General features: G+C 61.5%; 11 protein-coding genes and 1 tRNA gene. 6 read left to right on the plus strand and 6 right to left on the minus strand.

Translation table 11 applies throughout. From position 1 onward, the window contains the following. The 3 genes from ACWTV1_RS01905 to ACWTV1_RS01915 form a co-directional block, all read right to left on the minus strand. Window positions 1–6,144, minus strand: a complete 6,144-nt coding sequence (locus tag ACWTV1_RS01905) for a cytosine permease (RefSeq protein WP_498503892.1) — start codon at window positions 6,142–6,144, stop codon at window positions 1–3. Between the two features lie 212 nt (window positions 6,145–6,356). Further along, window positions 6,357–6,429, minus strand: a tRNA-Val gene (locus tag ACWTV1_RS01910). Window positions 6,430–6,507: 78 nt separating this feature from the next. Next, entirely contained in the window at window positions 6,508–6,981 is a 474-nt protein-coding gene (locus ACWTV1_RS01915) for a redoxin domain-containing protein (protein WP_498503893.1), read from the minus strand. A gap of 179 nt (window positions 6,982–7,160) precedes the next feature. On the opposite strand from ACWTV1_RS01915, the gene aceE reads away from it, so the two are divergent. The 6 genes from aceE (at window position 7,161) to ACWTV1_RS01945 (ending at window position 14,768) form a co-directional block, all read left to right on the plus strand. Then, window positions 7,161–9,887: a pyruvate dehydrogenase (acetyl-transferring), homodimeric type gene (gene aceE, locus ACWTV1_RS01920; protein WP_498503894.1), complete on the plus strand. Its 2,727-nt coding sequence runs from the start codon at window positions 7,161–7,163 to the stop codon at window positions 9,885–9,887. 51 nt (window positions 9,888–9,938) lie between these two features. Beyond that, the gene (locus ACWTV1_RS01925; RefSeq protein ID WP_498503895.1) at window positions 9,939–11,087 is read left to right on the plus strand and encodes a PucR family transcriptional regulator; all 1,149 of its coding nucleotides are present in this window, start codon (window positions 9,939–9,941) and stop codon (window positions 11,085–11,087) included. Between the two features lie 93 nt (window positions 11,088–11,180). Beyond that, window positions 11,181–12,101 carry an ACP S-malonyltransferase gene (locus ACWTV1_RS01930; RefSeq protein WP_498503896.1) on the plus strand — a complete coding sequence of 307 codons (921 nt, stop codon included), beginning with the start codon at window positions 11,181–11,183 and terminating at the stop codon, window positions 12,099–12,101. Beyond that, window positions 12,098–13,102, plus strand: a complete 1,005-nt coding sequence (locus ACWTV1_RS01935) for a beta-ketoacyl-ACP synthase III (RefSeq protein WP_498503897.1) — start codon at window positions 12,098–12,100, stop codon at window positions 13,100–13,102. Before ACWTV1_RS01930 ends, ACWTV1_RS01935 begins: the two co-directional genes overlap by 4 nt. Window positions 13,103–13,170: 68 nt before the next feature. Then, window positions 13,171–13,419, plus strand: coding sequence for an acyl carrier protein (locus ACWTV1_RS01940; RefSeq protein ID WP_010202791.1), 249 nt, complete (start codon window positions 13,171–13,173; stop codon window positions 13,417–13,419). Window positions 13,420–13,532: 113 nt separating this feature from the next. Further along, on the plus strand, window positions 13,533–14,768 hold the full coding sequence (locus ACWTV1_RS01945; RefSeq protein WP_498503898.1) for a beta-ketoacyl-[acyl-carrier-protein] synthase family protein: 1,236 nt from the start codon (window positions 13,533–13,535) through the stop codon (window positions 14,766–14,768). A gap of 162 nt (window positions 14,769–14,930) precedes the next feature. On the opposite strand, the gene ACWTV1_RS01950 is transcribed toward ACWTV1_RS01945, so the two are convergent. The 3 genes from ACWTV1_RS01950 to ACWTV1_RS01960 form a co-directional block, all read right to left on the minus strand. Next, a complete protein-coding gene (locus tag ACWTV1_RS01950; RefSeq protein WP_498503899.1) occupies window positions 14,931–15,671 on the minus strand; it encodes an SDR family oxidoreductase in 741 nt (246 codons plus the stop codon). Between the two features lie 252 nt (window positions 15,672–15,923). Beyond that, on the minus strand, window positions 15,924–16,079 hold the full coding sequence (locus ACWTV1_RS01955) for a hypothetical protein (RefSeq protein WP_498503900.1): 156 nt from the start codon (window positions 16,077–16,079) through the stop codon (window positions 15,924–15,926). A gap of 2 nt (window positions 16,080–16,081) precedes the next feature. Further along, a complete protein-coding gene (locus ACWTV1_RS01960) occupies window positions 16,082–16,585 on the minus strand; it encodes a DUF3145 domain-containing protein (protein WP_100388847.1) in 504 nt (167 codons plus the stop codon). Window positions 16,586–16,589 lie beyond the last annotated feature (4 nt).

Below are 16,589 nucleotides of genomic sequence, written 5' to 3' on the forward strand. Positions count from 1 at the left end.
CTAGGCGGGACGCGGAGCGCGCTCAGCTTGCTCAGCCTCTTGACGACGGATGGCGGGGATGCCAGCGACGAGCGGCGTCAGGAGTCCGAGGCCGAGAGCAACGAGTACACCCAGGTCGGTTCCGGCGAGTTCCGAGGTGAGGTCTACACCGAGAGCGGTGAAGCCGTAGCCCTGCCATGAAAGCCAGCTGATCGTTGCGCTGGTGAGAGCGAAGCCGATTGCGGAGATCACGACGAAGGCACTGAGGTTGACCCAGCGCACGTCGCCGTAGACACCACCACGGGATAGCAACGCTGCGCTGTCCAGCTTGCGGGTGCGGATCATCGTTTCCGAAGCAAAGATGCCGGCCCAGGCTGCAGTGGGTACCGCGAGAGTAGTCGCGACATCCCGGAACAGTTCGTTGATGCCACCGTTGACACCGAACGCGAAGAGAATCGAGAGAGCACCGAGCAATACGGCAACAATCACAATCGACCACTGACGGGGAACGCGCACACCAATTGCTTGGAGGGCGAAACCGCCGGAGTAGAGGCTCAAGGTGATGCCGGAGAGCAGGCTCAACGTGGCAGCGAGCAGCAGCGGGATCGGGTACCAACTCGGCAGCAGGAGCATCAAGGTATCGAGAGGCGATGCCAAGAATCCACGGGCGATGGCCGGGTCGGATGCGGCGAGAAGCGCACCGTAGGCGATCAACGCGAAGGCGGGCAGCGCGGCACCGAAGGTAGCCGAGAGCATAGATGCCCCGCCGCTCGACGATGGACGCTGGTAGCGAGCGATATCTGCACCGCTGTAGGCCCAGACCAGACCGAGGAAGCTGAAGACGAGCACGGCGCCGGTGATCGTGAGCAACCACGAGCCATCCGGTGTGGTGAGGGCCTGAGAGATGTCGATGTACTGCGCAGTGAAGCCAATAAGACCGACGACGAGAACACCCGAAATGATGCTCAGGATGAGCTGGATGCGCGCAAACAGAGGGTAGCCGGCAAAGGCAATCACTAGCGCAATCAGGAACGACAGGGCCAGAGCGATCAACAGCAGTTGACGATCACCGAGACCACCGTTGAGGTCGGAGCCGACCAGCACGATTGCCACCGACGATGCCAAGACCCACAGCAGTACCGCTCCCCAGAAGAGGCGAGCGACAAGGGCGACGACCGACGGTGCGATGTTACCGAGAACTCCGAAGGATGCTCGCGAGACGACCATCGTCGGCTGACCGCTGCGCTTGCCCGCGAGAGTCGTGAGCCCCAGAGGGATGAACGACAGCGCGACACCAGCCAAGATCGCGACGATCGACTGGCGCAAGCTCATTCCGACAGCGACGACTGCGGCACCGAGACCGAGACTTACGATCGACGAGTTAGCCGCGAACCACAGCCAGAACAAACGAGCCGCATGGCCGATTCGACGCTCCACTGGGGTGGGCTCAAGGCCGCTTTCTTCGAGGCTGAAGACCTTCTGAGCGGTCGGTGCAACTTCCTCGAGGCCCAGGGGCTGCTGGGCGACTACTGCGGTGGAGTGCGCTACCGGCTGAGGTACCGACGGTGCGGCCGCAGCCTCGGGAACGACGGGAGCGGTAGCGGGCGCCGGAAGCGGCACTGCGGCATCGATTGGTGCCGGCTGCGATGCGAGTGATGCTGCTGCAGCGGCTCCCCCGATCGCGGCGGCGCCTGCGGCACCCGCGGCGAACGGAATCTCATCGTCCGTCGTAGCAATGGTCGCGGAAGGAACGTCGCCAACGCCTGCGGAAAGATCCGTGGAATAGGTAAGGCGATCGCTGTCATCCACAGCGTCGTCAGATTCTGCTTCGAAATCGGCCTGGTTGACCGCGATCGAACCAGTCTGCACCTCGGAGAGCGGGTCACCCTGCATCGGCGGGGCGGCGTTCGCCAGCAATGCCACGAGAGGATCAACCTCAGGCTCATCGGTGTCGACATCGGCATGGTCGATGTCGTCAGTCTTCAGAAGATCATCGAAATCGATCGGGTCGGACGCAACGTAGTGCGGGTTTTCCGTCGAGGCGAAGTTGAACGCCGGGGCCGCAGCAGTCGTGACATCAGATGTCGGCTCGACTTCAGCTTCAGGTTTAGCTTCGTCTTCAGGCGTTTCAGACGGCACAATTGGGGCGGCTGCACCCTGTGCATCGGCCGGCGCGATCGCTGAGTCGACAGAAACTGTGTCTTCGACGGCGGGAGTCGAAGAGTCGGAAGCGTGCGTATCAGCGCTCAGGCCGAACGCAAACGGCGCTTCGGAAGCGTCTTCTTCAGCTACGGCTTCGGGTATCTCGACAGCCGGAGCATCAGCCGGTGGTGGCGCGAAGCCGAAATCGCCGAAGGAGACATGCTCATCGAGATTCGCTCGCGGAATGCTCGGAGCGGTATCGGGCTCAACGAGAGCCGGTGGGGCGAAGGGCAGTTCGTCGTAATCGCCATCTTCGTCGGCCGGGAACTCCGGTGCGGCCTGTCCGGCAAAACTAGCAGGTGCGTCTGCAGCGGAAGGCGCAGCTGGCGCTGATGGTGCGGGCGCTGCGAAGAGATCCTCAGCGGTAGGGGCTGCGGGTGCTTCCCTTGCGTCACGAGCTTCAGCCGCCGCTGGCCCCTGCGGTGCGTCAGGCGCCTCGGTTGCGTCAGGCGTGACCGCAGGCTCAGGGGCTGCTTTGCTGAAGCTCAGGAGACCGGATGCGGGATCGAACAGCGGCGCAGATACGGGCTGCTGCTCCTCGGTCTGCTCTTCGGCTTCCGGCTCGGCGGCGGCATCCTCAGCAACGTGACTCGTCGCTTCCGCCGCAGTATCAGGAGCTGGTTCGCTCTCAGTAACGGCCGTGGCGTCGGCAGCAGGCGTCGAAGAGGAGGCGGATGCGAAACCATCGGTGTCGGCAGTCGCTGCGCTGTCATCCGAGATTTCACCGACCACGGGAAGCGTGATGGAGCCGGTCGGGTCCGCATGGGCTGCGAACGGGATCTCGTCCTCGAAGTCAGCGGGAGGCGACCACGATTCACTGGGCGGCGGCACGTCCCAGGCCGGCAGTTGGGCAGCCGGAGCGGCGGCAGGCGCCTCCGTAACCTCCGGGGCTGCTGCAGCGTCAGGTGCTTCTGCAACCTCAGGCGCTTCGGCGACCTCAGGCGCTTGTGCAGCCTCAGGGGTTCCGACGGCTTCGGGGGCGGGAGCGAAGGCTGCTGGTGCTGCGTCGGCGTCGGTTGCAGCATCGGTGGGCGTGGACGTTTCGTCGTCAACGACGTCCGCGAACTCCGATCGGACTTGATCAATAATCTGATCAGCTACGGGGCCACCACGCGAACGGAACGTTGTCTCCCACTCGCGATATTCGCGCGCTTCTTCTTCACGCAAGCGCAATTGAGCTTCAAGGACCTCGATGACGCTGAGCGTACCCGTCGATTGATTCGCAGGGTTGTCCGCCCAGGTCAGCAACTCTTCATCCGCCATCGAGCGGCGGGTCGGTGGCGTCGGCGCGTCATCACCGTCGCCAGTAGCGCTCGCATCGGATTCAGCCGAAGCCTCGGTGGGCTCATCCGCTGTCGAAGCCGCAGCTTCTTCGACGGGCGCGCCTGCGACGGGCGAGGCAGTATCCGGAGCGGACGAAGCATCATCCGGAGTGGACGAGTCATCGGCGGCGGGTGCCTCTGTAGTGGCTTCGGTTAGCGGACTCGCGGGCACAATCGGCGCCTGCGGAGCAAAGCTGGAGATGAAGGGTGCGGCCAGCGACGACTCATCAACCGGTGCGACATCCTCTGCTGCGCCGAAGAGATCCTCTAAGTGAGGAGCTGGCTCATCGGCCGACGGGGCAACGAACGACTGCCGCGGGGCGAATGGCGATTCGAAGTCGGAGTGGGAGTGAGAGTCGGTGTCGGCTGTGGCTTCAGCAACGACGTCGGTTTCACTCTCAGACGGCACCTGAGCCGGCTCGTCCGCGGATGAAGCGGTGACATCCGGCAACGGGAAAGATGGCAGTTCAGAGTCGAACTCGGGTGCGGCATCCTGTGCGTCAGGCTTGTCGGCGGACTTGGCGGGCGCAACAGTAAATGGCGCGGCATCAGCCACCGCAGCGGATGGCTCTTCCACGTCCGACGTTGCCGCGATTTCCTCTTCCTGTGGAAGCGAAAGGAAAGCGCTGAAGTCGTCAGCGTCAGCGTCAGCGTCAGCGTCAGTTGATTCATCCGCAAACGGCTCAACAGCCTGCGTCTCAGAATGGTCGAGCTGGGTCGACTCGTCGTGCGCATTCACGACGGGCGCGATTTTGTCATCTAGGTCGATTGCATTCTCAGCGCTCAAAGACCATGGTGCCAGGGGCGGTGCAGCTTCGGCATCACGAGCGGCATCCTCGCCAGCAGCCGTTGGCGCCTCAACACCATCAGCGGTATCCGCATCAGTTGATTCGGATTCTGCAACCGCAGACAGACCGGACTCCGCCGCAGAGCTGGCATCGTCGTGCATTTCGCCTGAAGGCGCAGGAGTCTCGGGTGCAGGGGCGGGAGCGGCGAAGAACTTGACCACGGGATCGATCGAGGCGTCGTCTGTGACCTCGTCAACACTGTCAACACGCAACTCTTCGACCGTGTTGGCCCCTGGCTCGTCAACATCGTTGACGTCTGGCTCCTCGACGCTGTCCGCAGCCTCTGCACTGCCTGCTGATTGATTGGCGTGGTCGACGGGTGCATCTTGTGCGACATCCTTGTTCAGCGCAGCGAAGAAATCGAACGCAGCATCGGCATCCGGGACGCCCAGAGTGGCATCATCGTTCGCGGGGTCAATGGTGTCGGCACCGTCTCCTTCGACGTCGGCGCTCGAGACACCCGCGGGTACGGCTGCAGCGGCTTCTTTGAACGCAGCATCAAGATCGAAGGCCGAAACGCTTTCGACCGGCGGGAGCTCGGCAGCGGCGTTTTCAGTTTCCGCGGTGACATTCGATGAAGCATGAGCGGCGTCAGTGACGTCAGTGACGTCAGTGACGTCAGTGGCGTCTGTGGCCGACTGCTCAGCGCCAGCAGCCGCATCGTCAACGGGCTGGTCGTTATCGAGCGACAGGAACCCGTCGAGGCCAGGGCTCGGAACCTCTGCGGCCGTGGCGGGAGCGTCCTTGCCGTCAAGGTTCCACATCGGGGCGCCTTCAACTACCTCCTCAATGGGAAGAGCGGCGGCGGTGTCCATCGGAAGCTCAGTGCCATCGGTTGGCACGGAAGAACTAGCGGGCACCGGCGTTCCGGCGGCCTCGGGCTCAAGCGGCCCAAGCTTCCAGATGTGATTCGCTGGCGCGTCTGATTCGGCCGCCTCGGCAGCGGGCTCGTCTTCAGCGATCGCAGGCGAAACGTCAGACCACATAGTGTCGTCAAAGTCGTCAGCGGATGCTGAGGGCTCCGGCACGGCGGCGGGTTCCTCAGTAGCGAAAAGGGATTCGAAGCTGAACTCTTTTGCGTCTGCAGAGTCCTCGCTCACATCGAAAGCATCACCGGTTGCAGCTACCCCATCGGCGCCATTGACAGTCGCGTTCGCTTCTTCCTCCAGCGCCGCAAGTTCGGCAGCCGCAGCGGCAGCATTCTCTGCCTCTGCTTCGGCAGGAGTCCGCCGACGAGAAATTCGTGAGGCGAAGAAATCGGGCGTCGTGTAGTCAGCAGGGATTTGGTACGGGTCGTCATCGTCATCATCTGCGGAGGCAGTCGCAGAGTCCGAGACAGCGGGGGTCGGCTCTTCGGCGCTCACCGGAGCATCCGAAATTGAAGCGGACTCGGGGGCGTCAAGCTGCGGAACGGCTTGAGTCGGATCGGGTGCCGGGGCCATGGCCCAGGGCGGCATGCCTTGATTGAGAGCATCCGCAATATCAGAGCGCTGAAATTCTTCGTTCAGGTCGAAGGGTGCGGGGATCGCAGAATCCACGGAAGGCGCGAGAGAGTCATCCCGCGCTGAAACAGGTTCGGGTGCTTCGCCGTTAAGGGCGGCATCGAGATCGATAATGCCGTCGGCTGACGCTTCGCTGAGGTCAATACGACCGTCATCGCTCAGGGATTCAGCCGAATCTGAGCCGGGTTTTTTCGCCGCCGCAGCGTGCGGGAAAGGTAGTTCGAACTCATGCTTTGAAGACGTTTCGTCGTTCGCATCGTTCGCGTCGTCAACGTCGTCGTGGAATGCCATGCACAAATCCTAAGGCGATACCAATGTTTTGCGGGTATGACTAGCCGTTGTTAGCGCAGTTATCGAAACAAATTTGAGAGATAGACCAGTTAACGAAAGTGGAGAAAGCGTCTCCCCTCACCGCCAACAGCGGGTCGTGCAGGGAGCATAACGCCTAATGGGCACGGGAAACGAAGAAAACCCCCGTCAATGACGGGGGTTTTCTGTTGCGGTGGGCCCTACCGGGATCGAACCGATGACATCCACGGTGTAAACGTGGCGCTCTACCAGCTGAGCTAAAGGCCCGCAGCGACGCAATGCGAAGCAGCGCTCGATAATGTTACACGGGATTTTGGTGCCAATTACACACCCGCCCCAAAACGATCAGCGACGTTCCTCAGAAAGTCGCTCAATAGCCCGTTCGTAGTCAATAAACAAGCGGGGTTCACCGAGCGGCGACGTGATTACATCCCGAACAATTCCGTTCATATCGATCAAGAAACTCGTGCGGCCAGCAAAGCCTTTGTCGTCAAGAAATGCCCCAAACGAGTGCGCGACTGCGCCGTGCGGCCAGAAGTCCGAAAGCAAGGACAGCCGGATGCCGTCGGCGTCTGACCAGGCACGCAGAGTCGCGGTGGAATCCACCGACACCACTACGATTTCGACTCCGGCGCTGGCCGCAACATCGTGCCATTCGTTCAACTGAGCAACCTCCCCGGCACACACGGGCGAGAACGCGAGCGGCACAAACACGACGAGCACTGCGCGTCGCGAGAGAAGCTCCTGCGAATCGACGTCTTGACCGTGCTGATTGCGTAACGCAAAGCTCGGCGCACGAGCTCCCGGCGTGATCGGCATACAGAACCTTCCTTGAGAAAACTGAGCGAACGCCCCGTGTTTGCGGCACAAAAAGCCCCGGTTCGAATCTTGCCGCATTCGACAACTAGAATCGATGGGCGTAGTCGATCCCATCACATCCGCAACCCGGTAGTGCCTCGACTCGCACGACTCTGTTCTCTACACGAAAGAGGTCAACGGTGACGGTAAACGACCAGGACCCATACTCGGTAACCAACACCGACAAGGACCCGGAGGAGACCGCCGAGTGGAACGAATCACTCGACTCCCTCGTTGCAGCACAAGGACACGAGCGCGGTCGCGAGATCATGCTCAGCCTTCTCAAGCGCTCCAAAGATTTGCACCTCGGTGTTCCGATGGTTCCGACTACGGACTACATCAACACCATCGCAAAGGATGATGAGCCCGATTTCCCCGGTGACGAAAAGCTCGAACGTCGTTACCGTGCATGGATCCGGTGGAACGCCGCGATCACAGTGCACCGTGCGCAACGCCCCGGCGTTGGCGTCGGCGGCCACATCTCGACGTACGCGTCATCCGCTGCTCTCTATGAAGTAGGGCACAACCACTTCTTCCGTGGCGCAGATCACGAAAGTGGTGGAGACCAGATCTTCTATCAGGGCCATGCCTCCCCCGGTATGTATGCCCGCGCTTTCCTCGAAGGCCGGATGAGCGAGAACCAGCTCCTCGGCTTCCGCCAAGAGAAGTCGCAAGCACCGAACGGTATCTCGAGCTACCCGCACCCGCGCCTCATGCCGGAGTTCTGGCAGTTCCCCACCGTTTCGATGGGTCTCGGACCGATCAACGCGATCTACCAGGCACAAAACAACAAGTACATCAGCAACCGTGGCATCAAGGATGTGTCAGACAAGCAAGTCTGGGCCTTCCTCGGCGACGGTGAGATGGATGAGGTTGAGAGCCGTGGAGCCCTTCAGTGGGCCGCGAACGAAAAGCTCGACAACCTGAACTTCGTCATCAACTGCAACCTGCAGCGTCTCGATGGCCCTGTTCGCGGTAACGGCAAGATCGTTCAGGAGCTCGAGAGCTTCTTCCGCGGTGCCGGTTGGAACGTCATCAAGGTCATCTGGGGCCGCGAGTGGGACGACCTGCTTGCCAACGACCATGAGGGCGCCCTGCGCGACCTCATGAACCGCACTCCCGATGGTGACTACCAGACCTACAAGGCTGAGTCAGGCGCTTACGTTCGTGAGAACTTCTTCGGCCGCGACCCCCGCACCCTCAAGATGGTTGAGCACCTCAGCGATGACGAGGTCTGGAACCTCAAGCGCGGTGGCCACGACTACCGTAAGGTCTACGCGGCGTTCAAGGCTGCGAGTGAACACAAGGGTCAGCCCACGGTCATTCTGGCGAAGACGGTTAAGGGCTACGGCCTCGGCCCCAGCTTCGAGGGCCGCAACGCGACCCACCAGATGAAGAAGATGACGCTTGAGAACCTCAAGCAGTTCCGCGACGAGATGCACATCCCAATTACGGATGCTGCGCTTGAAGCTGATCCCTACCAGCCGCCGTTCTACCACCCAGGTAACGACGACGAGGGCATCCAGTACCTGCAGGAGCGTCGGCGCGAACTCGGAGGCTATGTGCCCGAGCGTCGCAGCAAGTACACACAGATCGAGCTTCCCGAGTCGAAGACTTACGACGTTGTCAAGAAGGGCTCCGGCAAGCAGGAGATCGCCACGACAATGGCGTTCGCTCGTTTGCTCAAGGACCTTCTGCGCGACAAGTCGATCGGTAACCGCATCGTTCCGATCATCCCGGATGAGGCACGCACCTTCGGAATGGACGCGTACTTCCCCAGCGCCAAGATCTACAACCCCGCAGGTCAGCAGTACACCTCGGTAGACCGCGAGCAATTGCTGGCCTACAAGGAGAGCCCGCAGGGTCAGATCGTTCACGTGGGTATCAACGAGGCTGGAGCGTTTGCAGCTTTCACCGCGGTGGGCACCTCGTATGCCACTCACGGCGAGCCGCTGATTCCCGTCTACGTCTTCTACTCGATGTTCGGCTTCCAACGCACTGGTGACGCCATGTGGGCTGCGGGCGACCAGATGGCCCGTGGTTTCATCATGGGCGCTACCGCCGGACGCACGACGCTCACCGGTGAAGGACTGCAGCACGCTGACGGTCACTCACTGTTGTTGGCATCCACCAACCCCGCAGTGATCAGCTACGACGCTGCCTACGGTTACGAGCTCGGCCACATCGTGCGCGATGGTATTGAGCGCATGTACGGCGGGGAGCACGAAGACCCCAACGTCATGTACTACCTGACCTTGTACAACGAGCCTCTCGTTCAGCCCGCTGAGCCAGAGAACTTCGATGTTGAGGGCGCGCTCAAGGGTATTTACCACTTGGCATCGCCGACTATCACCGGGCCGAAGGCTCAGCTGATGGCGTCGGGTGTTGCCGTTCCGTGGGCTCTAGAAGCACAGCAGTTGCTGGCCTCTGACTGGGGCGTAGCCGCTGATGTGTGGTCTGTTACTTCGTGGTCTGAACTGCGTCGCGAAGGTTTGGCGGCCGAGGAGCACAACTTCCTCAACCCCACCGCCGAAGCCAAGGTTCCGTACCTCACGTCGAAGCTTGCGGATGCTCAGGGACCGTTCTTGGCCGTCACCGACTTCATGCACGCTGTACCCGACCAGGTACGCGCGTTCATCCCCGGTGACTTCGCCACTCTCGGTGCCGACGACTTCGGCTTCTCGGACACCCGCGCAGCAGCACGTCGCTACTTCAAGATCGACAGCCACTCGCTGGTTGTTCGCACCTTGCAGTCGCTCGTGAAGCGCGGCGAGATGGACCCGGCAGTACTTCCTCAAGCAATTGAGAAGTACAGCCTCCACGACGTCAACGCTGGTACCACCGGTTCTGCCGGCGGCGAAAGCTAGGCAAAAACAATTCCCCCAGTACAGAAGACCAAGGCGCAAACGCTCGCCTGGTTGCGTGTGATCTCGGGCGAACTATCGACGGCGACGCTCAAGCGTCTCGAGGACACGCTGCCCTGGTACGGAGAAATCCCTCCAGGGCGGCGTTCCGCCGTCGGGCTCGTCGCTCAGGCCGGAATTACCAGCTTCATCAGCTGGTTTGAAGACCCCACCTCCACCCCGTGGATCGCGGCTGACGTTTTTGGTGCGGCTCCCCGCGAGCTTTTGCGGTCGGTGTCACTGCTCCAGACTTTGCAGCTCATCCGTATTGCGGTCGAAGTTGTTGAAGCGCGGGTCAAGGCTGATGACGACGTACTGCGCGAAGCGATTCTGTTGTACTCGCGAGAGGTCGCCTTCGCCGCCGCCGACGTGTACGCCCGTGCCGCTGAAGCACGCGGACTGTGGGATGCGCGCCTTGAGGCTCTCGTAGTTGACTCGATCCTCAGCGGTGAGTACGACAACGAACTGCCGAGTCGCATTGCGGCTCTGGGCTGGAACGGTCATGGCGAAGTGTGCGTACTCGTGGGCACATCCCCGCGGATGCTCGACGTTGACCAATTGCGTCGTACAGCTCGTCATCTCGACGCCGACGTTCTCATCGGAGTGCAAGGTTCGCGCTTGGTACTTGTCATCGGCCGCGCAGCACCCCGCTCGGAGAAAACCGACGACGAGGAGCCGCTGCCGTTCATCACGATCGCCGAGCAGTTGGAACCAGGCTTCGGTAGCGGGCACCTCGTGCTGGGGCCAGAAGTTCCAAGCCTCGTAGATGCCTCGAAGAGCGCGAAGGCAGCTCTGGCTGGCTTTGCTGTAGCTCGATCGTGGCGCAACGCTCCCCGCCCGACGCTGGCAAACGATCTGTTGCCGGAGCGTGCCTTTGCGGGAGATCCACTCGCTCGCTCGACCCTCATCAACAAGATTTACAAGCCACTTCAGGCCCATTCGACCGATCTACTCACGACGCTGTGGTGCTATCTCGATAACGGCAGGTCTCTCGAGGCCACCGCACGCGAGCTTTTTGTGCACCCCAACACCGTTCGTTACCGCTTGAAGCGGGTCAGCGAAGTCATTGGCTGGGATGCCACGGGAGCTCGCGAAGCACTGATCTTGCAAGCAGCCCTCATCGTGGGTTCGATTTCTGAGCCCGAGCCCGGACGCACTCGCTAGCGTTCCGCCGTTTGGTGAGTACACACAACGATCCCGTCGAGCTTTGGTGGGGTCATCCAAGCGATTCCGACGAAAGATTGGCAGACTAGCTAAGTGATTGTTGTAGTAGCGCCCGGTCAGGGCTCCCAGACCCCCGGTTTTCTTGAGCCTTGGCTCGAAGACCCCGCCCTGCGAGAGCAGCTTGGAGCGATCTCTGAGGCTGCCGGGATCGATCTGATCGCGCACGGCACGACTTCGGATGCCGACACGATCCGCGACACCGCGGTGGCTCAGCCGCTCATCGTGGCCGCTGGTCTGCTCACCCTCAGCGCGTTGACTGCCGGAGATCGTCGCAAGCACATCGGTGCTGTCGCGGGCCACTCCGTTGGTGAGATCACTGCGGCCGCCGCTGCAGGCATCCTCTCCGAAGACGACGCGATGCGCTTCGTCGTGCAGCGCGGATCGGCCATGGCCGCCGCTGCAGCACTCGAGACCACGGGAATGTCCGCCGTCATCGGTGGAGACGAAACTGCGCTGCTCGAGCGTCTCGCCGAACTCGGCCTTCAGCCGGCCAACTTCAACGGTGGCGGTCAGATCGTTGTCGCCGGAGCACTCGACGCCCTCGCCAAGCTCGCTGAAGAACCGCTCAAGGGAACCCGTGTTGTGCCGCTGCAGGTCGCCGGCGCCTTCCATACGCGTTACATGCAGCCCGCGGTCGCGCACCTCGAAACCGTGGCTGCCGACCTCACCACGAACGATCCTTCGCTGCCGATCTACACGAACCGCGATGGCTCGCTGATCGAGAGCGGTTCCCACTTCGTTGACCTTCTCGTTGGCCAGGTTTCTTCGCCGGTTCGATGGGACCTCACCATGAGCTCACTGGCGGATGCCGGCGTCACCGGCATCATCGAACTTGCGCCCGCAGGCGCACTGACGGGCCTCGCTAAACGCGGCCTTCGCGGAATTCCTGCTGTGGCAGTGAAGACCCCTGATGATCTATCCGCAGCATTTGACCTGATGGAGGCCAACGCATGACCGCACCCACCCTCACCCAATCCGCCGGGTCACAGTTCACGAAGATCTACAGTTACGGCGCCGCCCGTGGTGACCTCGTCGTTGACAACAACCAGCTCGTCGAAGCGATTGATTCGAGCGATGAGTGGATTCAGCAGCGCACTGGCATGATCACGCGCCGCCGCGCATCCGCCGGCATCCTCGCTGTCGATCTCGCCGTTGACGCGGCTCGCGAAGCGATCGAGAAGTCGGGTATCGACCCCGCAGACATCGACCTCGTGATTATTGCCACGATCAGCAACGTTCTGCAGACCCCCTCGATGTCCGCCGTTGTTGCCGACCGCGTGGGTGCTAACCCCGCTGCGGCGTACGACATCAACGCTGCTTGCGCTGGTTTCAGCTACGCGGTGACTCAAGCTGATGCTCTGATTCGCGCGGGTGCTGCCAAGTACGCCCTCGTCATCGGTGCCGAGAAGCTCTCCGACATCGTTGACCCGACCGACCGCAGTATCTCGTTCCTTCTTGCCGACGGCGCCGGAGCGGTTGTCATCGGCCCGAGCGATACCCCCGGCATCTCCGCCCCAGTGTGGGGTTCGGATGGTTCGAAGGCCGATGCGATCAAGATGAACGCGACTCTTGTCGACTTCCGCGAAGGCGACGCTGCGTGGCCGACTCTGCGCCAGGAGGGCCAGACGGTCTTCCGTTGGGCTGTCTGGGACATGGCCAAGGTCGCGAAGGAAGCTCTGGATGTTGCGGGAATCACCGCAGACGACCTGGCCGCCTTCATCCCCCATCAGGCCAACATGCGCATCATCGACGAGTTCGCGAAGCAGCTCAAGCTGCCTGAGTCGGTGGTGATCGCTCGCGATGTTGCCGAGATGGGCAACTCGTCAGCAGCATCCATCCCGCTGGCGACTCATCGTCTGCTCGGAGAGAACCCCGAACTGAGTGGCGGCCTCGCCCTCCAGATTGGTTTCGGTGCGGGCCTTGTCTTCGGCGCGCAGGTAATCGTTCTGCCGTAGTAACCCTAAGAATCACTGCCGCTGGCCTACACTGGCTAACGGTCAATTTACATCCCAAGGAGAAAAACATGGCACTGTCCACTGAAGAAGTTATGGCCGGATTGGCTGAGCTCATCAACGACGAGACCGGCATTGCGACCGACACTGTTGAGATGGGCAAGTCGTTCACCGATGACCTCGACATCGACTCGATCTCGATGATGACGATCGTTGTCAACGCAGAAGAGAAGTTCGACGTCAAGATCCCCGACGAAGAGGTAAAGAACCTCAAGACCGTCGGTGACGCAGTGAGCTTCATCACCAACGCTCAGGCGTAACACCCGCTCGTCGTGGACGGCCAACCGCACTCGTTGCGGTTGGCCTCCGCGCAGCACTCCAGAAGTCTGCTGTTGGCCGACTTTCTGAGCCATGCACTCTAAAGGAACGTGAAATGACCAAAAAGATCGTTGTCACCGGTATCGGTGCCACTACGCCCATCGGCGGAACCGCGACCGAGTCGTGGAACGCCCTTCTCGCTGGCGAGTCAGGCGCCCGTGCGCTCGAGCACGAATGGGTCGCCAAGCACGAGTTGCCCGTGACCTTCGCTGCTGAGGCCAAGGTTCGCCCCGAGGAAGTTCTTGAGCGCGTTGAATACAAGCGTCTTGACCCCTCTAGCCAGTTCGCCCTCATCTCGGCTCGTGAAGCCTGGGCGGATGCCGGCTCCCCCGATGTAGACCCCGTTCGTATCGGTGTCGACTACTCCACCGGAATCGGTGGACTCTGGACCCTCCTCGACGCCTGGGACACCCTGCGCGAAAAGGGCCCCCGTCGTGTTCTCCCCATGACGATCCCGATGCTCATGCCCAATGCCGCTGCGGCCGCAATCAGCATGGCGATTCCTTCGCGTGCGTACGCTCGCACCGACGTCTCCGCGTGCGCCTCCAGCACCGAGGCTCTCGCCAACGCGTACGCGCACCTGCAGGCTGGACTTGCGGATGTCGTCATCGCCGGTGGAACGGAAGCCGTGGTTCACCCGCTTCCCATCGCCGCCTTCGCGTCGATGCAAGCACTCTCGAAGCGGAATGACGCCCCGGCAACGGCCTCACGCCCCTACGACGTGTCCCGTGATGGTTTCGTACTCGGCGAAGGAGCGGCAACGCTCGTTCTCGAGACCGAAGAACACGCGCTCGCCCGTGGTGCTCGCATCTACGCTGAGCTCGCTGGTGGCGCTGTGACGAGTGACTCGTTCCACATCACTGCTCCCGACCCCGAGGGAACCGCGGCAGCACGCGCTGTCCGCGATGCTCTCGAAGCGGCCGGAGCAACGCCAGAGGAAGTTACTCACATCAACGCTCACGCGACGAGTACACCTGTTGGTGACATCGCCGAGTACAAGGCGCTTCTGCGCATCTTTGGCGACCACCTGCCGAACATTCCCGTCTCGGCCACCAAGGGCGCCACAGGGCACCTCTTGGGCGGCACAGGAGCACTCGAGGCCATCTTCACGGTCTTGGCTCTCCACCACCGCACGGCTCCCCCGACGATCAACCTCACCAACCAGGACCCGGCGATTCCGCTGGACGTCGTTACGTCGCCTCGCGACCTCGGCTCGGGACCCCAACTGGCGATTAGCAACTCGTTCGGCTTCGGCGGCCACAACGCTGTTGCAGCGTTCCGCTCGGTCTAAGCTCCGCCGCGCTCGTCGGCTGTGCCGGTAATCGCTTAACAACACATCGCCCGCCCGATCATAAGATCGAGGCGGGCGATGTGTCGTTAACGAGTGCGATGAGGCGAGAGACGACTTTTCCGTGCCCACGCCTCACCAGAACGCTAACTGCTGAGGTAATAACTACTGAGGAACTGCGCCCTCGCCGGCGAGCACTCCACCGTCGATGATGAATTCAGAACCGGTCGAGTAGCTCGAGTCTTCGCTGGCGAGGAAGAGCACCATCTTGGTAACTTCCTCTGCTTCGCCCAGGCGAGGAATAGGCGTGCGAGTCTCGTCGATGCCGAGACCGTCAGTCATCGGCGTACGGATGTTCCCGGGGTGTACCGAGTTCACACGAACACCCTGCGGGCCCAGCTCCATCGCAACTGACTTCGTGAGACCACGGAGTCCAAACTTGGATGCCGTGTAGCCGTGCAGCGCCGCAAAGCCCTGCATGCCGGCAGTCGACGAGATGTTGACGATGGCCGAGGTCTCATTCTTGACGAGTTCAGGGGCTGCTGCACGGATGCCGAGGAACGATCCGGTGAGGTTGATGCCGATAATCAACGACCAGTCCTTCTCGGTGTACCCGTCGAGGGTTCCGAAGTTCACGATGCCGGCGTTGTTGATGAGCACGTTGAGGCTGCCGAAGGTATCGACCGCAAGCTTGACCGCGGCGTTCCACTCTTCTTCTTTGGTGACGTCGAGGTGCGCATAGATGGCGTTTTCGCCCAGCTCGTCCGCCAGAGCCTGACCTTCGGCGTCAAGAACGTCAGTAATGACGACCTTGCCGCCCTCCGCGACGACTCCGCGACTGTGCGATTCGCCCATTCCGCGGGCGCCGCCGCTGATGAGAACTACTTTTCCGTCAAAGCGAGACATGGTGTTCCTTCCAAAGACTGAATCGGTTTCAGCCGGAAGGAGATGGCCCGAGGACCCGAGGACGGCCCATTGTGGCAACCGTGCCCGAATACTTCCGGCCACGTTTCAACGCTACTCCGGGAGTCTGCTGCAAGCGACCTGAACGGCACGCTCGCAGCAAACAAACAGCAACACAAATGTGCAGACGGCTTTTCAGCGCAGGAATGAAGGCGCTGCATTCAGAAGATGCAGCGCGTCAGAAGATGCAACGCGTCAAAGGATGGAGCGGCATCCGTCGTGGAGGGTGCACTCGCCATCAAAAGGCGAATCGATCGCGTCGAGCACCACATCGGTGCAGTCCTGCCACTCAATCAGGGGAATCCGTGTGTCAACCGCTACTTCTGGAGTGTGCGTACGTTCGGAAATCATGGTCAACCTACCTTGTGGAGCCACACAACTGCAGAGTCTTGACTGGCGTGACGGAACGACTCAAGCTCGTCGTCCCAGGCCTGGCCGAGTGCCAAGCGGAGTTCACGATGCAGTTCGAACGCATCGGAACCGGCAACTTCCATCGCGTAACGCAGGCGATCCTCGGGGATCACCATGTTGCCGACGCTATCGGTCTGCGCGAAGAAGATTCCGAGATCGGGCGTGTGCATCCATCGTCCGCCGTCGGAGCCGGGGCTCGGGTCTTCGGTCACTTCGAAACGAAGGTGTTCCCAGCCGCGGAGCGCAGCAGCGAGCACCGCACCGGAGCCCTGCGGGCCTTCCCAGTAGAACTCGGCACGCTGAGATCCCTTGAGCACCGGTTGGTTGTCCCAATCGAAGTTCACGGCACGTTCAAGAGCGCGACCAGCAGCCCACTCAATATGTGGGCAGAGCGCGCGAGGAGCAGAGTGCACGTAGAGCACTCCGCGAGCGTTGTGTGCAGTCACGATA

This window comes from Salinibacterium sp. VpJ6, assembly GCF_059767345.1.